Genomic DNA, 22,147 nt, shown 5'->3' on the forward strand with positions numbered 1-22,147 from the left:
GCGGTATCTATGCGACCTCCGACGCACATCCTCGTGGTCAACGGTGTCAAGGTCCGTCGTCCGGTGTTCGTTGTCGCGGCGCCGCACTCCGGCGCGGACCTGCTGGGCCGTGCCCTCAAGCGCTCGCCCGGGTTCCACGTGACCATGGGCAGGGGCCCGGTGGCCCGGGTCGTCCACGCCTTCGCCAGGAGACCCTCGATCGCCCGCAGCGGCGGCGCCCCGCAGGTGCTGCGCGACGTGCTGGCGGAGGCGTGGCAGGTGGTCCCGGCGGCGTGCGCGGAGTGCCCGGCCGCCTGTCGTGAGGCGGGCGGCATCGTCGGCGCGGGGCCGTGCGTCGGGCCGGGCACGCTGTCCCGGTTCGGCGACGCCAGCCCCGACCTGCTCTACAGCGCGCCGGTGCTGCTGCGGGCGTTCCCCGACGCCCGGCTCATCCAGATCATCCGCGACGGCCGTGACGTCGTCGCCGACATGCTCGCCGACCCCGCCTGCATGACCTGGGTCAAGCCCCACATGCTGAGCGAGGACGCGGAGTTTCCCAACCCGTTCCTCGGCGTGCGCTCGGCCGAGCACCGCGAGCGATGGGCCGGGATGCCGCCCGCGGGCAAGTGCGCGTTGCGCTGGCGCGGCGCCGTACGGCTGAGCGCCGCCCTGCGCCGCGAACTGCCCGGCGAGCACCTGCTCACCCTGCGGTACGAGGACATGGTGGCCTCGCCGGGAGAGGCGATCGACGCGGTGTCGTCCTTCCTGGAGGCCAAGATCTCCACGATCGCGCTGTACGGCACGGCGATCCCCCGGCCGGGAAGCTGGCGCAGGCGACTGTCGGCCGAGGACGCCGAACTGGTGGAGAAGGTGGCCAGGGAGGAGCTCGCCCGCCTCGGCTACCGCTGAACCGTGACTACCGCTGAACCATGACTACCGCTCGAACCATGGCTCAGACGTCTGGGAGTCTCGGCGCCTCAGGAACCGCCCTGGCCAGAGCCGGTGAACTGGGTGCGGTACAGCTCGGCGTAGGCGCCGCCCCGCTCCAGCAGCTCCTCGTGCCGGCCGCGTTCGGCGACCCTGCCGTCCTCGACCACCAGGATCGTGTCGGCCTCGCGGATGGTCGACAGCCGGTGGGCGATCACCAGCGACGTCCTGCCCTGCAGGGCGGTCTTCAGCGCCTGCTGCACCGCGGCCTCGGACTCCGAGTCCAGGTGGGCGGTCGCCTCGTCCAGCACCACCACCCGCGGCGCCTTCAGCAGGAGCCGGGCCAGGGCGATGCGCTGCTTCTCCCCTCCCGACAGCCGGTAGCCGCGGTCGCCGACGACCGTCTCCAGCTCCTCCGGCAGGTTCTTGACGAGGTCGGCGATCTGGGCCGCGCGCAGGGCGTCCCAGACCTCCTCGTCGGTCGCCTCCGGACGGGCGTAGCGGAGGTTGTTGCCGATCGTGTCGTGGAACAGATGAGCGTCCTGCATGACCACTCCCACCGTGTCCCTGATGCCGTCCAGGGTGGCGTCGCGGACGTCCAGTCCGTTGATCCGGACGGCGCCCTCGTCCACGTCGTACAGCCGCGAGACCAGTTGGGTGATGGTCGTCTTGCCCGCGCCCGAGTGGCCGACGAGCGCCACCAGCTCGCCCGGGTGCGCGGTGAACGACACGCCCTTGAGCACCTCCTGCGAGGGCCCGGTGTCCGGGCGGGCCACCGACTCGAGCGACGCCAGCGACACCTCGGAGGCGGCCGGGTAGCGGAAACGGACGTCGTCGAACTCGATCGTGACCGGCCCTTCGGGGATCGGCTCCGCGTCCGGCTTCTCTGCCACCATCGGCTTGAGGTCGAGCACCTCGAAGACCCGGTCGAAGCTCACCAGCGCGGTCATCACGTCCACGTGGACGTTCGACAGGCTGGTCAGCGGGCCGTACAGGCGCATGAGCAGGGACGACTGGGCGACCAGGGTGCCGAGCGCGAAGGCCCCGGAGATCGCGAGCACACCGCCGAGACCGTAGACGAGAGCGGTCGCCAGCGCGGCGACCAGGCCGAGCGCGATGCGGAACACCGCGCCGTACATGGCGACGATCACGCCCACGTCGCGGACCCGGCCCGCGCGCTCCGCGAAGTGGGCCGCCTCGTCGTCCGGCCTGCCGTACAGCTTGGCGACCATGGCCCCGGCCACGTTGAACCGCTCGGTCATCACCGAGCTCATCTCGGCGTCGAGCTGCATCTGCTCGCGGGTCAGCGCGGACATCCGGCGGCCGACCCACTTGGCCGGGAAGATGAAGATCGGCAACAGGACCAGCGCGACCAGCGTGACCTGCCACGACAGCACGAGCATGGTGCCGAGCACCATGACCAGGCTGATGACGTTGGACACCACCGACGACAACGTGCTGGTGAGAGCCCGCTGCGCCCCGATGACGTCGGTGTTCAGCCGGGAGACCAGCGCGCCGGTCTGGGCGCGCATGAAGAACGCGACCGGCATGCGCTGCACGTGGTCGAAGACCTCGGTGCGCAGGTTGTAGATCAGTCCCTCTCCGATGCGAGCGGAGTACCAGCGCTGCACCAGGCCGAGCCCGGCGTCCAGCACCGCGAGCGCTCCGATCGCCGCGGCGAGCCACACGACCACGTCGACCCGCCCGGGGGTGATGCCGTAGTCGATGATCGCCTTCATCAGCAGCGGGTTGGCGACCACGATGACCGCGTCGACCACGACCAGCGCGAGGAAACCGGCGATCTGGGCGCGGAACGGCCGGGCGTAGCCGGCGATGCGCCGGACGGTCCCCGGCGCGAGCCGCTCTTTCGTCACGGAGCTGTCACGCCGTAAGGACCGCATCACCTGAAGGCCGTAGCCCCCGTTCATCATCGACATATGTCGTACATCCTCCCAGGCGTGCAGCGGTGGGAGGACTCCCCCGATTCCCCCGTCAGCTCGAAGCGAACAGGACTTATGCGTTCGCCCCGAACCGTACCCCTCAGTTCGACCCGAACAGTGCCCCTCAGTTCGACCCGAACAGTGCCCGGATGCGCGCCGCCTGCTCGGCCCGCTCGGCTGCGGCCTGCTCCTCCAGCGTGCGTCCCGGCGCGGCCTGCAGCAGCCGCTTCGTGGCGGCCGCGGCGGCGCGGTCGGTCGCCAGCAGCGCGGCGGCCAGGTCCTGTACGGCCTGGGCCAGCTCGGACGCGGGCACCGCGATCTCGGCCAGGCCGAGCCGTACGGCCTCGGCGGCCCCGACGGTACGCGCGGTCAGGCACATCTCGATGGCCCGGGGAACCCCCACGATGTCGGCCAGGGGCTTGGTCCCGGTCAGGTCGGGAACCAGCCCCAGCGCGGGCTCCTTCATGCAGAACTTCACGTCGTCCGCGACGACACGCAGGTCGCACGCGAGCGCGAGCTGGAAGCCCGCCCCGATCGCGTGGCCCTGCACGGCCGCGATCGACACGATCTCCGGCCTGCGCAGCCACAGGAAGCCCTTCTGGGCTTCGGCGATCCGCTGCTCGAACTCGGTGTCGTCGAGCGCCGCGGCGCTCGCGAACGATCCCTGTCCGGGCACCCCCTCAGGCGTGAACATACGCAGGTCTATCCCGGCTGAGAAGGACGGCCCCTCGCCTTCGACCACGACCACTCTCACCTGCTCCGGAAGGGTCTCCCCGATCCGGGCCAGGGCCGACCATGTCGCGAACGTCTGAGCGTTCCGCTTGTCCGGCCGGTCCAAAGTGACGGTCGCGATCTCGCCGTCCACCTCGAAGCGCACTCCGACCTCGGCCGGCGCGGCCGCCGAGATCGTCGACACATCGGAGCCGTCGCCCGTCTCACGGGCGTGCTCCAGATTCCCCCCCATTGCCGCTTCCGCCATGCCCTGCTCCTGCTCCGGTGCGGAGCGGCGTCGCCTCGCACGGCCGGTCCGGTGCGGCGCACCGTCCGTGCCGGGCGTCCGCCCTCCTGTTCATCTCGCGGTCGCGCCCGAGCTTACCGAATATCGTTCTGGCGAGTCGGACGCGACCGCTCCTCCTGCAGGAACGAGCGGCTGCGGTCGCGCGTCTTGAGGTGGATCTCTAGCGCTTGGACTTGCCCCGGGTCGCGCCGCCGCGCCCGCGCAGAGTCACCCCGGACTCGCTCAGGATGCGGTGGATGAACCCGTACGAGCGGCCGGTGGAAGCAGCCAGAGCGCGGATGCTCTCACCCGCGGAATAGCGCTTCTTGAGATCAGCGGCCAGCTTTTCCCGGTCGGCCCCGGTCACCCGGGTGCCCTTCTTCAGAGTCTCGGCCACGAGTACCTCCTGTAGTGCCAGACTTCCGCAGCGTTACTTCAGCCCATGATCAGTCATTTCGACGGGATCGGCTACCTACTCCGCGGGAAAAGATCCCTACCCGCTCAAATTAAGATCAGGCAAGCGCCACAAGATCGGAAAATTCGTCGCTCCATGCGTCTTCTACTCCGTCTGGCAACAGAATCACCCTATCGGGCCGCAGCGCCTCCACGGCTCCCTCGTCGTGCGTGACCAGCACAATCGCGCCCGTGTAGGAGCCGAGGGCCGCCAGCACCTGATCGCGGGAGGCCGGATCGAGGTTGTTGGTGGGCTCGTCGAGCAGCAGCACGTTGGCGCTCGACAGCACCAGCGTCGCGAGGGCGAGACGGGTCTTCTCGCCGCCGGACAGGACCCCGGCGGGCTTGTCCACGTCGTCGCCGGTGAACAGGAACGACCCCAGCACCTTGCGCAGGTCGACGTCGGCCATGTCGGGCCCGGCCGAGCGCATGTTCTCCAGGACCGTGCGCCCGGGGTCGAGCGTCTCGTGCTCCTGCGCGTAGTAGCCGAGCTTGAGCCCGTGACCGGGCACGACCTCACCGGTGTCGGGCTTCTCGATGCCCGCGAACAGGCGCAACAGCGTGGTCTTGCCCGCGCCGTTCAGGCCCAGGATGACGACCCGTGAGCCCCGGTCGACGGCGGCGTCGACGTCGGTGAACACCTCCAGCGAGCCGTACGACTTGGACAGGCCGCGGGCCGTCAGCGGGGTCTTCCCGCAGGGCGCGGGGTCGGGGAAACGCAGCCTGGCGACGCGGTCGGAGCGCCGCTCGCCCTCGACGCCGGAGAGCAGCCGCCGGGCGCGCCGCTCCATGTCCTGGGCCGCCTTGGCCTTGGTGGCCTTCGCCCGCATGCGGTCGGCCTGGGACAGCAGGGCGGACGCCTGCCGCTCGGCGTTGACCCGCTCGCGCTTGCGCCGCTTCTCGTCGGTCTCCCGCTGGGCGAGGTAGGCCTTCCAGCCGACGTTGTAGGTGTCGATCACGCAGCGGTTGGCGTCGAGGTGGAGCACCCGGTTTACCGTCGCATCAAGAAGGTTTACGTCATGGCTGATGATCACCAAGCCGCCCTGGTGCGAGCGCAAAAAATCACGAAGCCAGCCGATCGAGTCCGCATCGAGGTGGTTTGTCGGCTCGTCAAGCAGGAGAGTCTCCGCTCCGGAGAAAAGGATGCGGGCCAGTTCCACCCGCCGTCGCTGGCCACCGGACAGGGTCTCCAGCGGCTGGCCGAGGACGCGGTCGGGCAGCCCGAGGCTGGAGGCGATCGAGGCCGCCTCCGACTCCGCGGCGTAGCCGCCGAGGACGTGCAGACGGTCCTCCAGGCGACCGTAGGCGCGCACCGCCCGGTCGCGTACGCGCTGGTCGTCGGCCGCCATCCCGGCCTCGGCCTCGCGCAGTTCGCGGAGCACGTCGTCGAGGCCGCGGGCCGACAGGATCCGGTCGCGCGCCAGTACGCTCAGGTCGCCGGTGCGGGGGTCCTGGGGCAGGTAGCCGACGCTGCCGGAGATCGTGACCGTGCCCGCGGCGGGCAGGCCCTCTCCCGCCAGGACCTTGGTGAGGGTGGTCTTGCCGGCTCCGTTGCGGCCGACCAGACCGATCTTGTCGCCCGGGTTCACCCGGAACGAGGCGCCCTCGATGAGCAGGCGCGAGCCGGCGCGGAGTTCGATGTCAGAAGCGATGATCATGGTTAAGGGGACACTCCCGTAGGTGATGAGGTCAGGATCGGCACCGGGAGCGATCAATCGGGAGTGCGCATGGGCTCAAGTGTAGTGCCGCCGTGTCCACCACCGCCTGCGGTGAAACCTCCCTCGCCCCGCCGCCACGCGGCCGGTCAGGGGTCGATCAGGCGGATCCGTACGGCGCGGAACAGCGCGGGGGCGCCCTCCAGGACCGCCGGCCGGGGGTCGGGGACGGTGAGGAAGGGGCCGGTCTCCAGGGCGAACAGCGGCGCGAGGCGCCGGTCGCGCCGGATCTCGTCGATCGAGCGCCGGTCCCCGCCGAGCACGACGGCCTCCAGGTCCGCGAGTCTCGGCAGGAGCACCCGGACGGCCAGGTCGGCGGCGGCACCCAGCGCCTCTGCCGACTGCTTGTCCCTGCGCCGGGCGAAGCGCTGCTGCGACCACCCGCCCGCCGCGCTGCGCCCGTGCACCTGACGCGAGCCGACCTTGCCCGTCACGAGGCGGGCGCCGGTGAAGACGCCGGCGGCGTGCCCGCCGAGCCGGGCCAGCAGCACGCCCACGGTCCGCTCACGGCACACGTGGGCCACCAGCGCCGCCGCAGGCGGGGGAAGGCGGAACGCGCCGTCACCTTCACGGTCACGGGAGAGGCGCAGCGGCGGGAACGGCACGTGGCACTCGGCGACCGCCCCGTCGGCGGCGTCGAGACGGACCAGGTCGGGCAGGACGACGGCCTCGATCGCGCCGTGCCGCTCGGCGAAGCGCGCGATCCATCCGGCGAGCCGCTCGGGGGCGACCGGGATCCATCTGCCGCCTCCCGCGGCGGGCCCTGCCGTCATGGCTGATCAGCCTACTCGTGCACCGTCTGTCGGATTCCTTCCAACTGACGGGGAAATATAGGTGAATTTCCTCCTGCGGACGGCAAGTCCGGGGGCCCGGCGTCCCACAATTCAATCGTGTCGCTCCCCTCGCCTTCGGCGGCGCCGCTCGCCGCGACCTCGCAAAGCGTCCCGGCGTCCGGTCCGGCCCCGGCGACCCCGTTCCCCCCGGACAGCGCGCGGGAACACGCGCCGGCGGACACCGCGTGGGAACACGGCCCGGCCACCATGGTGCGGAGGTACACCCCGGCGGCCGCCGCCCAGCCGTACGACCAGCGCGCGTACGCGCCCGCGGGTCCCGGGCCCGGCCTCCCCGGGCCGGCCGGCCCGCTCTTTCTCCCGGTGGTCGACCTCGACACCGGCGGCGCCGTGGCCATCGAGGTGATCGCCGAGGGCGCCTCCTCCGGCGGCCCGGGCGTGGCGGGCACGGTGAACGGCCTGCTGGCCGCCGCCCGCGAGGAGGCCCTGCTGCCGCTGGTCCTGCCGATCTCCGCCGCCGCCGTGGCCGGGGGCACGGCCGGCCTCGCACGGCTGCACGAGGCCATGCGCATGTGCAACCGGCGTCCCCGTGAGGTCATCCTCGTGATCGAGGGCGATCCCGCGCCCGTGGAGCGCACGGCCCTGCTGTCCGGGATCGACGGTCTGCGCGCGGTCGGCTACCTCATCGCGTTCGGCGGGATCGGCACCACCGCGCTGCCGCTCGACCTGCTCGCCGACGCCTCGCCGTACGTGATCGCGCTGTCCCCCGACCTGGTGGCGCGCGGGCCGCGCGATCCCCGGCGCGGCGCGCTCGCGGAGTCGCTGGTCCGGCTGGCGCGCGGCGTCGGCGCGCACGTGCTCGCGCCGGGCGTGCGGGACGAGACGGAGCTGGCCGCCGTACGCGGCTGGGGCATCCGGCTCGCGCAGGGTCCCCTGCTCGCGCCGCCCGACTGGCGGCCCTCCCACGGGTACAACCGCGTCCACGTGCCGCTGCCGGTGCCGGAGGCGGCCGCCGTCACCGCGTCGCTGGGCCCCCGGGTGCAGGAGCTCCTGCTTCCCGCGGTGACGCTGCCGGCCGGGTCGACGGCCGAGGAGGTGGTCGCCGTGCTGAGCGCCGAGCCCTCGATCACGAGCGTGATCCTGGTGGACGAATACCAGCGGCCGCAGGGCAGCATCGACCGCAGCCGGTTCCTGCTCTTCATGGCCGGGGCGTACGGCCACGCGCTGCATGCGAAGAAGTCGGCCGGCCGCCTGGCGGACACCGCGAAGATCGTGGCGAAGACGACCCCGGTGATCGCGGCCATGCAGGTGGCGGGGCGGGACAACTCCCGCGTGTACGACGACCTCGTGGTGGTCGACGAAGTCGGCAGGTGCATGGGCGTGGTGCGGGTCGGCGACCTGCTGCGGCACGCCGCCGACCTCCAGGCGCAGCCGGCCCGCTGAGCCCGCCGCGGGACCACGGCCGGGAGCGCGTTCCGCCTTCTTCACGGACGATGCGTACGGCCGTCGCCGCTCGCCGCTGAATTGCAACACCCGTGTTGCAGGTTGTACCTTCACTGCATCTTGATTGATGCGATCAGTGACGTCCCTGAGAGGGAGAAACACGTGGAGTACACCCGCCTCGGCCGCAGCGGCCTGTCGGTGTCCCGGCTCGTCCTCGGCACCATGAACTTCGGGTCGCGTACGTCCGAAGAGGACAGTCACGCGATCATGGACCGTGCGCACGAGCACGGCCTCAACTTCTTCGACACGGCCGACGCGTACGGCGGGCAGCAGGGCGAAGGCGTCACCGAGCAGATCATCGGCCGCTGGTTCGCCAAGGGCGGCGACCGGCGCGACAGGACCGTGCTGGCCACCAAGGTCTACCAGCCGATGGGGAGCCGGCCCAACGAACAGTTCCTGTCCGCCCTGCACATCCGGCGCGCCTGCGAGGCGTCGCTCAGGCGGCTGCGGACCGACCACATCGACCTGTACCAGATGCACCACATCGACCGGAGCACGCCGTGGGAGGAGATCTGGGAGGCGTTCAGCGTCCTTCGCCGACAGGGAAAAGTGCTCTACTTCGGCTCGTCCAACTTCGCCGGGTGGCACATCGCTCAGGCGCAGGAGGCCGCGCGGTCCCGGCACTTCCTCGGGCTCGTCAGCGAACAGTCCATCTACAACCTGATGTCGCGCTGGGCCGAACTGGAGGTGCTGCCCGCCGCGCGGCACTACGGGCTGGGGGTGATCCCATGGTCGCCGCTGCACGGCGGAGTGCTCAGCGGCGTCCTGCGCAAGCAGCGTGAAGGGGTCGCCGGCCGCAGCGGCTCGGGGCTCTGGGCCGCCGCGCTGGCCGAGCACCGGGACTCCGTCGAGGCGTACGAGAAGTTGTGCGCCGACATCGGCGAGGACCCGGCCCACGTCGGACTGGCATGGCTGCTCGCGCAGGACGGCGTGACCGGGCCGATCGTCGGGCCGCGGACGGTCGAGCAGCTCGACGGCTCGCTGCGCGCACTGAGGATCACGCTCGACGACGGCACGCTCGCCAAGCTGGACGAGCTCTTCCCGTCCCCCGGGCCCAACGGAGCCAGGCCCGCGCCCGAGGCGTACGCCTGGTGACCCTCGCGGACTAGAGCCAGCCCTGCGCCTGGGCCTTCTGGACGGCCTCGATCCGGTTGCGCGCGCCGGTCTTCTGGATGGCCGCCGAGAGGTAGTTGCGCACCGTGCCCTCCGACAGGTGCAGCCGCAGCGAGATGTCGTTGATCGTCGAGCCGTCCGCGGCGGCGGCCAGCACGTCGCGCTCGCGCGGCGACAGCGGGTTCGGCCCGGCGCTGAGCGCGGCGGCGGCAAGACCCGGGTCGATCACGCGCTCGCCCCGCAGCACCCGCCTGATGGCGGCGGCCAGCTCGCTCGCGGGACTGTCCTTCACCAGGAAGGCCACCGCCCCGGCCTCCATCGCGCGGCGCAGGTATCCGGGCCTACCGAACGTCGTGAGGATCACCACCCGGCACCCGGGCACCCGGCGGCGCAGCTCCTCGGCGGCGGAGATCCCGTCCCTGCCGGGCATCTCGATGTCGAGCAGCGCGATGTCCGGTCTGGTCGCCTCGGCGACGGTGATCACCTCGTCCCCGTTCGCCGCCTCTCCGACCACCTCGATGTCGGGCTCCAGGCCGAGCAGGGAGGCGAGCGCTCCCCGCACCATGCTCTGGTCCTCCGCCAGCACGACCCTGATCATTCGGCCAACCTATCCGCGATCATCTCCGCCGTACGGCCCAGGGGCGGCGGAACCGCGATCCGCACCCTGAACCCCCGCTTGCCGGCCTCGACCTCCAGGTCCCCGCCCGCCGCGCGCACCCGCTCGCCGAGCCCGGTGAGGCCGTTGCCCGGCCCGTACGCCCCGCCGCCGCCGCCGTTGTCGGCGATCTCCAGCACCGCGCCCTCCTCGCCGTACGACACGTCGATCTCGCAGCGGGTCGCCCCGGAGTGCCGTACGACGTTGGTGGTGGCCTCGCGTACGGCCCAGGCGAACAGGCCGTCGAGGTCCTCGGGCAGCGGGGTGCCGCGGGTGCGCACGGTGAGGGCGACGTCGGCGGCGCCCAGCGCCGACCTGGCGCCGTCGATCTCCTCCGTCAGGCGGCGCCGGCGGTATCCGCTGACGGCCTCGCGCACCTGGGCCAGCGCCTGCCGCGCCACCGACTCGATGTCGGCCACCTCCCCTGCGGCCTTCGGCGAGCCCTGCTCGCCCAGACGGCGGGCCAGCTCGCTCTTGAGCACGATGAGCGAGAGGCTGTGTCCCAGCAGGTCGTGCAGGTCGCGGGCGATCCGCAGCCGCTCCTCGGTTGCGGCCAGCCTGGCGACCTCGCTCTGCGCCTGCCTGAGCTGCACGACGAGCACGCGGGTGTTGCGGACGCTCATGAACAGCACGCCGAGCGTGACGACCTGCAGCACGAGCGCCCACACCGTGCCGTCGTCGGCGCCCATGGCCTTGCCCTCGGCGAGGACGAGCGCGGCCATGGCCGCGACGCCCAGCAGGGCGCGGCGGGGCGGCAGTCCCATGGCGTAGGCGACCACGAGGTAGACCGGCAGGGTCAGCCAGGAAGGGCTCCGGAAGATCAAGGGGAAGACGGCCCCCATCATCGTCGCGACGCCGAGCAGGGGGAACATCCACCGGGGGTGATCGTCGAGGGCGCGCGGCCCCAGCACGACCGTCAGGTAGACGGCCACGAAGACCGCGAGCGCGGCCATCCACCACACCGCCCGCGCGCCGGTCACCGTGCCGTCGACCACCTCGGACACCGGGTAGAAGAGGTAGATCAGGCCCAGCGACATGCCCATCAGGCGCCTCAGGCGGGAGGGACGGTCGTCCATCCCGCCGAAGGTGAACACTCTGGCCAGCCTGCTCATCCCGCTGCCCCTCCGAACGTGGTGGATATCAGGCGCGCGCCGTTGCGCCGTGTCCGATCAGGCTCGCACCGTAGCGCGACGGTAGGCGACGAGCGCCAGTGCCACCAGTGCCACCGCCCAGGCGAGGATGCCGGCCGCGTCGGCCGCGTGCGGGGTCTCGCCCGCCGCGATCCGCCATCCGATGCGCGCGTAGTCGTACGACGGGGTCACGTGGGCGATGCTCTTCATGGCCGCGGGCATGATGCTCTCGGGGAACCAGAGCCCGCCGAGCAGGGCCAGGCCGAACATGCCGATCATCGCGACGGGCTGCGCGGTGTCGGGCGGCAGCAGGGATCCGATCGCCAGGCCCAGCGCCGCGAAGGGGATCGTGCCGGCCCACATCGCCAGGATCAGCTCCACCCACCGCACCGGCGACAGCGACACGTGCTGGGTCAGCACCGCGGCCAGGCCGACCAGCAGCAGCGACGGCAGCACCAGCAGTAGCGAGGAGATCAGCTTCGTGAGGATGATCGCCCGGCCCGGCAGCGGGGTGATCTGGAGCTGCCGCAGCCAGCCGCTGTGCCGCTCCTGCGACCAGGGCACGGCCGTCGACATCATGGCGGCGGCCAGCGCGCCGTACGCGGCCATCGAGACCATCAGCAGGACGCTGCCGCGCAGCCCGGTCGCCTGGTCGGACTCCGACCCCCAGAGGTTGGAGTAGAGGAGGTAGAACCCGACGGGGAAGGCGACCACGAAGATGACGTAGCGCTTGTTGCGCAGCATCCGCAGCAGCTCGATCTTGATGTAGTGCCGCATCGTCAGGCCTCCTTGGTGAGGGCGAGGAAGGCGTCCTCCAGGTCGGCCCCGTGGAGCTGGAGGTCGCGGATGTCGAGGGTGGTCTTGCGATACAAGGCGGCGACGGTGGCGTCGAGGTCGCTGGTGCGCAGCGTGACCCGGCCGCCCTGGAGTTCCACGCCGGTCGTCCCCGGCAGGGCGTCGAGCCCGGCGACCGGCTGCTCGCCCAGCAGGAAGCTCACCGCCTGACCGGCGACCCCGGCCTTGATCTCGGCGGCGCTGCCGTCGGCGACGACCCGGCCGCGGGCGATCACGACGACCCGGTCGGCGTTCTCGTCGGCCTCCTCCAGATAGTGGGTGGCGAACAGGATCGTCCGGCCCCGCGCGGCGTACGCCCGCATGTTGTCCCAGAACGTACGGCGGGACTCGACGTCCATGGCCGCGGTCGGCTCGTCGAGCAGCAGCAGCCTCGGCCCGCCGGCGATCGCCAGCGCGAACCGGACCCGCTGGGTCTGTCCGCCGGACAGCCGGTCGGCCCGCCGCCGGGCGAGCTCGGTGAGGTCGGCGAGCCGGAGGATCTCCTCCAGCGGCAGCGGACGGGGGTAGAGCCGCCGGACGAAGTCCACGGTCTCGGCCACGGTCAGCTCGGGGATCAGCGCGCCCTCCTGGAGCATCGCGCCGATCTCCCCGTTGGCGACCGCCGTCTCCGGCGGCTCGCCGAAGACCCGGATCTCGCCGGAGCTGGGCCGCAGCAGACCCAGCAGCATGTTGATCGAGGTGGACTTCCCGGCCCCGTTCGGCCCGAGGAGGGCGACCGTGGCGCCGGCCGGGACCTCCAGGTCGAGGCCGTCGACCGCGAGCACGTCCCCGTACCTCTTGGTGACGTCGGTGAAGGCGATGGCGTTCATGCCCTCACGGTAGGGATCGGGCGGGTCCGATCATCAGTGCCGCGTCTCCGGCCTTCGCGGTGACATTTGTCATCCGCGCGTTCCCAAGGAGGTCAGGCCGTTTCGGCGCTGAGGGTCGGTGCCACGGGCCGGCGGGCCGCCAGGCGTGCGGGGAGGGCGGTGAGCGCCGCCGTCGCCAGGAGGGCCGCGAGCGCGGCGGCGAGCATCCAGGACAGGGGAGGCGTGGTCGTCTCACCAGCGCTGAACAGCCAGAACACGAAGACGCCCAGGGGCACGCCGGCGACGGCGCCGGGCAGGGCGGGCAGGAGCTGGGCGGCCGACAGCCCCGCGGAGACCTGTCCGGGGGTGGCGCCGAGTGTACGCGCGACGGCCATGTTCGCCCGGGCCTCCATCGCCGTGGTCCAGGCGAGCGCGACGGTGTTCACGGCGGCGAGCGCGATCAGCAGGACGGTGACCGCCAGCAGCAGCCGGCGGTCGTGGACGTCCCGCAGGTTGGCCAGGGCGGACGAGCCCAGGCCGTACTCCCTGACGGGCTGGGCGTGGACGGCCAGCAAGGCGATGACCGCGATCAGCGTGGTGGCGGTGGAGCACGCCTGCAGGACGGCGCGGCCGGGCCGCCGTGCGGTCAGTCGCAGCCCGAGCAGAAGCGGGGTGGGCAGCAGCGCGGACAGAGCGGTCAGCAGGGGGCGGTGGCGGGGCCGGCGGGCGGCGCCGCCCAGCGCGGTGACGGTCGCGGTGCGCAGGGCGCGCAGCGTGGGACGCAGAGTGGACAGCCCCGCCACCGCCACGGCGAGAGCGGTCGTGGCGGCGATGGTGGCTCCGGCCGGGCCCGCGACCTCGCCGATCCGGCTGGCGGTGGGGCTGGCGATCGCGGGCTCGGCCAGGCGGGCGAGCGCCAGGCCCAGTGCTTCGGCCAGCAGTGCCGGCGCCAGATATTCGGTGAGCAGGACGGCGGCGATCAGGCCGGGGGTGGCGCCGACGGCCTTGAGCAGTCCCGCCCGGCGCGTCTGCTCGGCGGCGCGTCCCGCGGCCAGAGCCGCCAGTCCGGCGATGGCCAGGAAGCCGAGCAGCCAGCTGCCGACGACCAGGATCGGCTGGCTGTTGTTGAGCATGACGGCGTCCTGCCCGGCCTTGAACTGCCAGGTGTGGAAGCTGACCCTGACGGTGGAAAGCTCCGGGTGGCCGGCGTCGACGAAGGCCTGGGTGGCGTCGGGGTCGCGCAGCTTGAGGTCCATGGCCGTGGTCACCGGCAGATCATTCCGGGCGGCCAGCGCGCGGGCGTCCGATCGGGTGAGCCAGGCCAGGCCGCTCGGGTCGCTTGGGCCGCCGCCCGGGCCGATCTGCGCCGCCCACGGGTAGATGGAGGTGGCCGCGGTGACGGCGATCCCGACGACGGGGTACGCGCGGCCCTCGATGGTGACCTGGTCGCCGACGCGCACACCGAGCGCGGTGGCGAAGCCCCGTTCGAGCACCGCGCCGCCGGAACGCACCCAGCGGCCCGAGGTCACCAGCGGGCGGTCGACCGCGCCGGGTTTCTCCGCGGCGCCGTGCACCACCACGTTGGAGGTGACGTCCCCCGCGGTGAGAGTGGCGTAGACGATGCGGTAGGGACCGTTGTGGGCGACGACCTCGGGGGCACGCGCCAGCGAGGTCAGGGCGGGGGCCACGGCGGGACCCGGATCGGGGACGAGCGCCACCACGTCGGGCCCGGCGGTCGCCTCCCGGGTCTGCTGGTACAACGCCTGGCTCGCCCCGCGCAGCGACAGGCCCAGGGCGTAGGCCGCGGTGGCCACGGTCACCGCGAGCAGGAGCATCGCGGCCTGGGCCCTGTGCCGGCGGATGTCGGCCAGGACGAGACGGAACACGACCACGGCGCGGCCCATGGCGGTCAGCCGTCCAGCCCGATCAGGCCGCCGAGCCACCCGGTGCCGGTGCCGGCCAGCCGGGTGTCGTCGACGAACATCCCGTCGCGCATGGAAACCAGCCGGTCCGCAGTGGCCGCGACGCGCTCGTCGTGCGTGACGATCACGAGGGTCTGCCCCGCGGAACGCAGTTCCTCGAAGATCCTCAGCACGTCGTGTGTCGCCGTGGTGTCGAGATTGCCGGTCGGCTCGTCGGCCAGGACGACCAGCGGGTCGTTGACCAGCGCGCGGGCGATGGCGACCCGCTGGCGTTGCCCGCCGGACAGCTGCGAAGGCAGATGCCGGGCCCGGCCGGCGAGCCCGACCCGGTCCAGCAGCAGGCTCGCGCGCCGCCTCGCCTCGCGCCGTGAGCGCCCGGCCAGCAACGCGGGCAACTCCACGTTCTCGGCCGCCGACAGCTCCTCCATGAGATGGAAGGCCTGGAAGACGAATCCCACCGACCGGCGCCGCAGCCGCGCCAGAGCCCGCTCGCTCAGGGTGTCGACGCGCCGCCCGGCCAGCCACACCTCCCCGCCGGTGGGCCGCTCGAGGCCGCCCAGCAGATGCAGCAGGGTCGACTTCCCGCAGCCGCTCGGCCCCATCACCGCCAGCGTCTGCCCCTCTGGGACCTCCAGGTCGACCTCGTCGACCGCACGGACCCGGCTCTGTCCCTCGCCGTGCTCCTTGACCAGGCCGCGAACTCCGATCAACGCGTTCATGCATCCTCAGCTTCGTCATCGACCGTGGACACGGTGGACCAGGCCCGCTCGCAGGCCTCCAGCCAGCGCAGGTCCGCCTGCAGCCGCAGCACGACCCCTTCCAGCAGCAGGACGGCGGGCGAGCCGTCCGGCTCGGCCAGAGCCGCGTGCTGGGCCTCACGCAGGCGGCGCAGCAACTCACGGCGCTGCGCCGCCACGAGCTCGACCGGGTCGGCGAGCCGGGCCGCGGCCGCCGCGACGAGCTTGAGATGAAACTCCGCCAGGTCCGGTTTCGGCCAGCCCACCTCGGTCAGCCAGGCTGCCACCCGCTCCTGCCCGGCCGGCGTCAGCGCGTAGACCTTGCGCTCCGGCCGCTCGGGCAGGCCGTCGGCCCGCTCGGAGACGACGAGCCCGGCCTTTTCCAGCCGGGCAAGCGTCACGTAGATCTGCCCGGGGTTCATCGACTCGCCCAGCGGGCCGAGACTGCGCCGCAGCCGGGCGCGCAGGTCGTACCCGTGCGACGGCTCCTTGGCGAGCATCGCCAGCACTGCGTCCTGCACGTGACCCCCTCTAACGGTTAGCCAATGGATAGCGGTTAGCCATTAGAAGTGTCAAACGGTCCCCGCCCGGGGCTCCTGTACGGGCAGGCCGCGGGTTCACACGTGGAGAGGAAGGAAGAGACAGGGGGACGGAGGCCCCCGCCGCCCGGCCGGAGAGCACGGGCGGCTCCCGCCCCCGCCGGGTGACGCCACCCGGCGGGCGCTGCGGGCCAGGCGCGGCGGGTCAGGCGCGGCGGGTCAGAGGCGGCAGGCGAAGATGGCGGTGACGAGGATCGCCTTCGCGCCGATCTCCCAGAGCTGGTCCATCACCTGCTGGTGGCCCTTGCGCGGGACCATCGCCCGCACGGCCACCCAGCCCTCGCGGTGGAGCGGGGAGACGGTCGGCCCCTCCATACCGGGGGTGATGGCGATGGCCTCGTCGATGCGCTCGGCCCGGATGTCATAGTCGATCATCACGAAGTCGCGGGCCACGATCACGCCCTGCAGGCGGCGGATGAGCTGCTGGAACCCGTTGGCCTCGGGGGCGCCGGCCCGCTTGATCAAAACGGCCTCGGAGTGCGCGATCGGCTCGCCGAACACCTCCAGGCCGACGTTGCGCAGCGTCGTGCCGGTCTCCACGACGTCGGCGACCGCGTCGGCGACGCCGAGCCTGATCGCCGTCTCGACCGCGCCGTCGAGCTTGATGACCCGGGCGTCCACGCCCTGGTCGGCGAGGTACTTGCCGAGCAGCCCCGCGTACGAGGTGGCGATGCGCAGGCCGGACAGGTCGGCGACGCCGGAGTAGGCGCCCGGCGTGGAGGCGAAGCGGAACGTCGACCGGCCGAACCCGAGCGGCATGACCTCCTCGGCCGGGGCGCCGGAGTCGAACAGCATGTCGCGCCCGGTGATCCCGGCGTCCAGAGTGCCCTCGCCGACGTAGACGGCGATGTCGCGCGGGCGGAGGAAGAACAGCTCGCAGGAGTTCTCGGAGTCGACGACCACGAGCTCCTTGCTGTCCCTGCGCTGGCGGTAGCCCGCCTCCTTCAGCATGGTCTGGGCGGCCTCGGAGAGCGCGCCCTTGTTCGGTACGGCGATGCGCAGCATGAGTGGGAGATCCTTTCGGGCAAGAACGAGGTCGATGGACGATCTGCAGCCGCCGTGGCGGCTACAGATGCTTGTAGACCTCGTCCAGCCCGATTCCGCGCGCCAGCATCAGGACCTGGACGTGGTAGAGCAGCTGCGAGATCTCCTCGGCCGCCCGGTCCGCCGACTCGTGCTCGGCCGCCATCCAGCTCTCCGCGGCCTCCTCGACGACCTTCTTGCCGATGGCATGGACGCCGGCGTCCAGGGCGGCCACGGTGCCGGACCCCGCGGGCCGGGTGCGCGCCTTCTCTGCCAGCTCGGCGTACAGCTCTTCGAAGGTCTTCATGGTCTCTCTCGGGTCGTGTGCCTGCGCGTTCAGGGTATCGGCCCCAGGGTAGTCGCGGGGGCGGGCCGCCGCGCCCCGCGTCCACCCTGCGAGATCGGCCCCGCTCGGGCCCTGCCGGATCGGGTTCAGCCGAGGATCTTCCTGGCCAGCCTGAGCAGTTCGAGCGCCTGCTGAGACTCCCCGCCCTCGTGGCCGTTGAACGGCCAGACCGTGATGTCCTTGGGGCCGGCGTAGTGGTTGTAGGCCCCGAACACGGTCGAGGCCGGGGTGACGCCGTCGCGCAGGGCGACGGAGAACCGGGCCGGCGTGCGGGCCCGCGCCGCGAAGTGCAGTCCGTCGAAGTAGTCGAGGGTCGCGAAGATGTCCTCGACCCGGGTCCTGTGGATCCCGCAGAACCGGCCCAGCTCGCCGTACGGGTCCTCGTCGGTGATCTCGACGGCGCGCCGGATGTCGCACATGAACGGCACGTTGACGAACGCGTAGGCGAGGTCCGGCACGAGCGCGGCGGCGGCCAGCGCCATGCCGCCGCCCTGGCTGCCGCCGGCCACGACGACCCGCCCGGCGTCCACCAGGGGATGCGACCTGGCCGCCTCGACCGCACGCACGACATCGGTGTAGAGCCGCCGGTAGTAGTAGTCGTCCCGGTCGAACACCCCCTGGGTGAGCTTGCCGGGGATCTGCGCGCCGTTGCCGCCCACGGGGTCGGGGGTGTCGCCCGAGCGCCAGGTGCCGCCCTGCCCACGGGTGTCCATCACGAACGTCGCGTATCCGGCGGCCGGCCACAGCAGCCAGTCGTGCGGCCGGCCGCGGCCGCCGCCGTACCCGATGAACTCCACCACGCACGGCAACGGGCCTGACGCGCCCGCGGGCGCGAGGAACCACCCCTTGATCGGATGCCCGCCGAATCCCGCGAACGTCACGTCGGCCACGTCGACCAGCGCGAGGTCGGCCTCGTACGGCTCGAAGACGGGGTTCAGGTCGTGCACGCGGGCCTCGGCGAGCGTGCGGTCCCAGAAGGCGTCGAAGTCGGCGGGTTCCCGGCGCTCGGGCAGGTACGCGCGCAGCTGGTCGAGGGGCATGTCGACGAACATGGGGGCTCCCGTGGGGGTGGTGGGCCTGGCTCGTGTACGCCGCAAGGTTACACAAGTGCCTTGTTTCAGACTTCTGACCCGGTTAAGAGTCGTCCGCCGGAATCCGCCTCACCATCGTTAACCCACCTGAACTGGGAAATCACGCCCTGAACGGCGTGACGTCCGGATTGACGGGATGAAACGCCCTCTTGAAACTAATCCGGTTTAGTGCTGGACTCTGCACGAATTCGAAGCGTGGGCGGTGCGCCGCACGGGCAGGGCCTCGCGGCGGGCCGCCTCTCGGGGGGCACGACATGTCAGTCGATCACTTTCCGTAGAGATCGGAGACGTCCATGCGACGAACGACGGCGGCCACCTGCGCCGCCCTGATCGCCGCCTTCGGCGCGGGCTGCGCGACCAGCGGCACCTCGGATACCAAGCAGGCCGACGCGAACGCCCCCGCCGCGATCACGTGGTGGTCCACCGGGGGCGACGACGAGAGCGCGGCCTTCCAGAAGGCGGCCGACCTGTACACGAAGTCGCACCCCAATGTGACGATCAAGGTGCAGACGCTGGCCTGGGACGACGCGTACGCCAAGCTGCTCGCGGCCTCGACCAGCCGCAGCGGGCCCGACATCATCTCCGGCGGCATGACCTGGACCATCCAGTTCGGTCTGCGCGGCGGCATGGTCGACCTGCGCAAATACGGCGTCGAGCAGCTCCAGGCCCAGGCGCAGCCCGCCCAGTGGAAGTCGGCCGTCTCCCCCGACGGCACGATCTACGGCGTTCCCCTCGACATGTCCACCGAGGCGCTCTACTACCGGACCGACCTGTTCGAGAAGGCCGGGCTCAAGGAGCCGCCCAAGACCTGGGAGGAACTGACCGCCGACATCGAGAAACTCAAGAAATCCGGGGTGAAGACGCCGTTCAGCATCGACTGGGGCAACCTCGACTGGATCGGCTACTTCAACTTCCTCTACCAGGCCGGCGGCAGCTTCTACACGCCGGACTGCAAGCCCTCACTCGACACCCCGCAGGCCGAGCAGGCGCTGTCGTACTGGATCGGCCTGCACCGCAAGTACGGCGCGCCGACCGACACGGTGACGACCTCGGACGCGCTGGACCAGGGCATCGCGATGGTCTACGGCGGCAACTGGAACGCCCTGGGCATCGACACCAGCAAGCCCAAGCTGAAGGGCAAGTGGACGATCGCCCCGCTGCCGGCCGGCCCGGCGGCGCCCACGACCTTCATCGGCGGGCGGGCCGTCGGGGTCACGTCGTACAGCAAGCACATCCAGCAGGCGGCGGACTTCGTCAAGTTCCTCTACACCGACGAGGCCGTCGGCGCGGTGACGGCGGAGTCGAAGGCCCGCAACATCGCCTACATCCCGCCCCGTCCGGACAAGGTCGCCGACTCCCCGTTCACGCCGGAGCACTCGGCCGTGTTCGCGGGGATCATCAAGACCGGCGCGGCGGCGCCCGGATGCCCCGGCTGGGACGAGAGCGCGTCCGACGTGGCCAAGCAGTTCCAGGCCGCGATCCTCGGCAAGGCCGACGTGAAGACGGCCCTGACCGAGGCCGCCAAGGTCATGGAGCGCAACGCCGGATAGCCGGGACGGCCGTGGCTCGCCGGTGACGCCTGACCCCTCACCGGCCGCGGCCTCCGTCCTCCACACCTGCCCGGGCCGGTGCCGCCCGACCCCGCACCGGCCCGGGTCCCGTCCACGGTTTCCCTCCGGATGGAGAACGACATGGCAATTCACGCCGCCGCGCCCCGGCAACGATGGCGCCGCTACGGCACCTCCTATCTGATGCTGCTGCCGTTCCTCGGCCTGTTCGCCGGTTTCCTGGTCTGGCCTCTGGCCAACTCGCTCTACCTCAGCTTCACGAAGTTCGACGGGGTGAACGCCCCCGAGTTCCAGGGCCTGGAGAACTTCCGCCGCCTGCTGTTCGACGACGACCGGTTCCGGCACGCCCTCGGCAACACGTTCGTCTACGTCGTGGCGTCCGTCGGGATCGGCACGCTGCTGTCGCTCGGCCTCGCGCTGGCCTTCAGCGGGTCGAACTGGCCGCATCGCATCATGCGGACGATCTTCTTCCTGCCCTCGGTGACCTCGTCGATCGCGCTCATGCTGCTCTGGAAGTGGATCCTCAACCCCGGCGACTTCGGCCTGGCCAACACCGTCGTGACCTGGTTCGGCGGCAGGGCCGTCGAGTGGCTCGCCACCCCCGGGCTCACGATCCCCATCCTCGTGCTCATGTCGGTGTGGGGCGGGATGGGCTACGGGATGGTCCTGTACGTCGCCGGGCTCAACACGATCCCGCAGGAGTACTACGAGGCGGCCCGCATCGACGGCGCCGGCACCTGGCAGCAGTTCCGCCGGGTGACGCTGCCGCTGCTGCGCCCGGTGACCACGTACGTGGTCGTGACCGGCCTGATCGGAGCCTTCCAGGTCTTCGAAGCCGTCTACATCGTGTTCCGGGGCACCAACAACATCGGCGGCGTGCTCGACTCGGGCCTGATGATCGTGCCCTACCTCTACGACCAGGGCTTCACGCACTTCAAGCTCGGCTACGCCTCGGCCATCGCCTGGGTGCTCTTCCTGATCATCTTCGCCCTCAGCATGGTCAACCTCCGCATCGGCCGCGCCCTGAAGGAGCTGTGATGGCCGTCGCCCCCACGACCACACCGATCGTCGCCGACCCGGCCGCCGCGCCCCGGCGGGCGCCGGCCGCCGGGACGGGCACCACCTGGCGCGGCCACCTGCTGCGCCTGCCGTTCTACCTGCTGTCGCTCACCATGATCGCGCCGTTCTACTGGATGCTGATCACGGTGTTCAAGCCGGTGACGGAGCTGAACCGGCAGCCGCCGTCGTTCGTGCCCGAGCATCCCACGTTGAACAACTTCTACGACCCCGGCTACTCCCCCACCCAGGTCAACCCCGGCCATCTCCAGGGCATCTTCCAGCGGTTCCAGGTGGACTTCGGGTTCGGCCGCTTCATGTTCAACAGCCTGGTGATCACGGTCGCCGTCACGGTCGGGTCGCTGCTGATCGCCTCGCTGGCGGCGTACGTGATCACCAAGCACCGGGTGCCGGGACGGCGGCTGATCTTCCTGCTGATCGTCGCCTCGATGATGGTGCCCTGGCAGACCACCCTGGTGCCGAACTACGTCATCATGCGGAACCTGGGCTGGCTGGACACCTACCAGGGCTACGTCATCCCGGCGCTGGCCAAGGCGTTCGTGCTGTTCTTCCTGGTGCAGTTCCTCCACTCGGTGCCGGACGAGCTCATCCAGGCCGCCCGGGTCGACGGCGCCGGGGAGTGGCGCATCTGGTGGCAGATCGTGCTGCCGCTGCTGCGCCCGGCCCTCGCCGCGATGTCGATCTTCATCGTGCTGGCGGAGTGGAACAACTTCCTGTGGCCGCTGATCATCGTGCAGAGCGACGAGATGGCGAACATCCCCGTCGCGCTGGCCCGCCTCAACTCCTACTTCACGGGCGCGCAGAACCAGGGAGCGATCATGGCGGGCGGCCTGCTCGCCTCCCTGCCGTCGATCGCCTTCTTCCTCGCCTTCCAGCGCTACTTCACCCGGGGGATCGTGCTGAGCGGCCTGAAGGGCTGAACGTTCTCAAGGGCTGAA

At 71.5% G+C, this 22,147-nt stretch carries 21 protein-coding genes; 6 read left to right on the forward strand and 15 right to left on the reverse strand.

Going from position 1 to position 22,147, the window contains the following annotated elements; genetic code table 11:
- Window positions 1-9 precede the first annotated feature (9 nt).
- Window positions 10-888, forward strand: a complete 879-nt coding sequence (locus FLW16_RS08685) for a sulfotransferase (protein WP_142559448.1) — start codon at window positions 10-12, stop codon at window positions 886-888.
- 68 nt (window positions 889-956) lie between these two features.
- Here the strand turns inward: FLW16_RS08685 and FLW16_RS08690 are convergent, their stop codons facing one another.
- From FLW16_RS08690 to FLW16_RS08710, 5 genes are all read right to left on the reverse strand, one after another.
- Window positions 957-2,843 (reverse strand): ABC transporter ATP-binding protein, encoded by a 1,887-nt coding sequence (locus tag FLW16_RS08690; protein ID WP_142559450.1) that lies wholly within the window; start codon window positions 2,841-2,843, stop codon window positions 957-959.
- 127 nt (window positions 2,844-2,970) lie between these two features.
- Entirely contained in the window at window positions 2,971-3,825 is an 855-nt protein-coding gene (locus tag FLW16_RS08695) for an enoyl-CoA hydratase/isomerase family protein (protein ID WP_142559452.1), read from the reverse strand.
- Between the two features lie 199 nt (window positions 3,826-4,024).
- Window positions 4,025-4,240: a helix-turn-helix domain-containing protein gene (locus tag FLW16_RS08700; RefSeq protein WP_030507271.1), complete on the reverse strand. Its 216-nt coding sequence runs from the start codon at window positions 4,238-4,240 to the stop codon at window positions 4,025-4,027.
- Window positions 4,241-4,355: 115 nt separating this feature from the next.
- Window positions 4,356-5,954, reverse strand: coding sequence for an ABC-F family ATP-binding cassette domain-containing protein (locus FLW16_RS08705; protein ID WP_142559454.1), 1,599 nt, complete (start codon window positions 5,952-5,954; stop codon window positions 4,356-4,358).
- Between the two features lie 146 nt (window positions 5,955-6,100).
- A complete protein-coding gene (locus FLW16_RS08710) occupies window positions 6,101-6,784 on the reverse strand; it encodes an acVLRF1 family peptidyl-tRNA hydrolase (RefSeq protein ID WP_142559455.1) in 684 nt (227 codons plus the stop codon).
- A 117-nt stretch (window positions 6,785-6,901) separates the two neighbouring features.
- Between FLW16_RS08710 and FLW16_RS08715 the strand changes: the two genes are divergently transcribed.
- Complete coding sequence (locus tag FLW16_RS08715) at window positions 6,902-8,245, forward strand: EAL domain-containing protein (RefSeq protein WP_260615042.1); 1,344 nt, start codon at window positions 6,902-6,904, stop codon at window positions 8,243-8,245.
- Between the two features lie 162 nt (window positions 8,246-8,407).
- The gene (locus FLW16_RS08720) at window positions 8,408-9,400 is read left to right on the forward strand and encodes an aldo/keto reductase (RefSeq protein ID WP_142559456.1); all 993 of its coding nucleotides are present in this window, start codon (window positions 8,408-8,410) and stop codon (window positions 9,398-9,400) included.
- A gap of 10 nt (window positions 9,401-9,410) precedes the next feature.
- Here FLW16_RS08720 and FLW16_RS08725 read toward each other — a convergent pair whose 3' ends face one another.
- The 10 genes from FLW16_RS08725 to FLW16_RS08770 all read right to left on the reverse strand — a co-directional run bounded on the left by FLW16_RS08725 (window position 9,411) and on the right by FLW16_RS08770 (window position 18,525).
- The gene (locus FLW16_RS08725) at window positions 9,411-10,016 is read right to left on the reverse strand and encodes a response regulator transcription factor (protein WP_142559457.1); all 606 of its coding nucleotides are present in this window, start codon (window positions 10,014-10,016) and stop codon (window positions 9,411-9,413) included.
- Complete coding sequence (locus tag FLW16_RS08730; protein ID WP_142559458.1) at window positions 10,013-11,185, reverse strand: sensor histidine kinase; 1,173 nt, start codon at window positions 11,183-11,185, stop codon at window positions 10,013-10,015. Before FLW16_RS08730 ends, FLW16_RS08725 begins: the two co-directional genes overlap by 4 nt.
- Before the next feature lie 57 nt (window positions 11,186-11,242).
- Complete coding sequence (locus FLW16_RS08735) at window positions 11,243-11,980, reverse strand: ABC transporter permease (RefSeq protein WP_142559459.1); 738 nt, start codon at window positions 11,978-11,980, stop codon at window positions 11,243-11,245.
- Between the two features lie 2 nt (window positions 11,981-11,982).
- Window positions 11,983-12,867, reverse strand: coding sequence for an ABC transporter ATP-binding protein (locus FLW16_RS08740; RefSeq protein ID WP_142559460.1), 885 nt, complete (start codon window positions 12,865-12,867; stop codon window positions 11,983-11,985).
- A gap of 92 nt (window positions 12,868-12,959) precedes the next feature.
- Window positions 12,960-14,750: an FtsX-like permease family protein gene (locus tag FLW16_RS08745; protein WP_142559461.1), complete on the reverse strand. Its 1,791-nt coding sequence runs from the start codon at window positions 14,748-14,750 to the stop codon at window positions 12,960-12,962.
- A gap of 5 nt (window positions 14,751-14,755) precedes the next feature.
- Window positions 14,756-15,487 carry an ABC transporter ATP-binding protein gene (locus tag FLW16_RS08750; RefSeq protein WP_142559462.1) on the reverse strand — a complete coding sequence of 244 codons (732 nt, stop codon included), beginning with the start codon at window positions 15,485-15,487 and terminating at the stop codon, window positions 14,756-14,758.
- A complete protein-coding gene (locus tag FLW16_RS08755; protein ID WP_142559463.1) occupies window positions 15,484-16,026 on the reverse strand; it encodes a PadR family transcriptional regulator in 543 nt (180 codons plus the stop codon). Before FLW16_RS08755 ends, FLW16_RS08750 begins: the two co-directional genes overlap by 4 nt.
- Window positions 16,027-16,263: 237 nt before the next feature.
- Window positions 16,264-17,109 carry an ATP phosphoribosyltransferase gene (gene hisG, locus FLW16_RS08760; RefSeq protein ID WP_142559464.1) on the reverse strand — a complete coding sequence of 282 codons (846 nt, stop codon included), beginning with the start codon at window positions 17,107-17,109 and terminating at the stop codon, window positions 16,264-16,266.
- A gap of 61 nt (window positions 17,110-17,170) precedes the next feature.
- Window positions 17,171-17,434, reverse strand: a complete 264-nt coding sequence (locus tag FLW16_RS08765; RefSeq protein ID WP_030507281.1) for a phosphoribosyl-ATP diphosphatase — start codon at window positions 17,432-17,434, stop codon at window positions 17,171-17,173.
- A gap of 125 nt (window positions 17,435-17,559) precedes the next feature.
- On the reverse strand, window positions 17,560-18,525 hold the full coding sequence (locus FLW16_RS08770; RefSeq protein ID WP_142559465.1) for an acetylxylan esterase: 966 nt from the start codon (window positions 18,523-18,525) through the stop codon (window positions 17,560-17,562).
- A 332-nt stretch (window positions 18,526-18,857) separates the two neighbouring features.
- Here FLW16_RS08770 and FLW16_RS08775 point away from each other — a divergent pair, with 332 nt between their 5' ends.
- The 3 genes from FLW16_RS08775 (at window position 18,858) to FLW16_RS08785 (ending at window position 22,129) form a co-directional block, all read left to right on the forward strand.
- Window positions 18,858-20,114: an extracellular solute-binding protein gene (locus FLW16_RS08775; protein WP_142559466.1), complete on the forward strand. Its 1,257-nt coding sequence runs from the start codon at window positions 18,858-18,860 to the stop codon at window positions 20,112-20,114.
- A gap of 141 nt (window positions 20,115-20,255) precedes the next feature.
- Window positions 20,256-21,170, forward strand: a complete 915-nt coding sequence (locus FLW16_RS08780) for a carbohydrate ABC transporter permease (RefSeq protein ID WP_185949325.1) — start codon at window positions 20,256-20,258, stop codon at window positions 21,168-21,170.
- The gene (locus FLW16_RS08785; protein ID WP_142559468.1) at window positions 21,170-22,129 is read left to right on the forward strand and encodes a carbohydrate ABC transporter permease; all 960 of its coding nucleotides are present in this window, start codon (window positions 21,170-21,172) and stop codon (window positions 22,127-22,129) included. Before FLW16_RS08780 ends, FLW16_RS08785 begins: the two co-directional genes overlap by 1 nt.
- The last annotated feature ends 18 nt before the right edge of the window (window positions 22,130-22,147 follow it).

It is taken from the genome of Microbispora sp. KK1-11, from assembly GCF_006874435.1.
GTDB classification, from domain to species: Bacteria; Actinomycetota; Actinomycetes; order Streptosporangiales; family Streptosporangiaceae; genus Microbispora; species Microbispora catharanthi.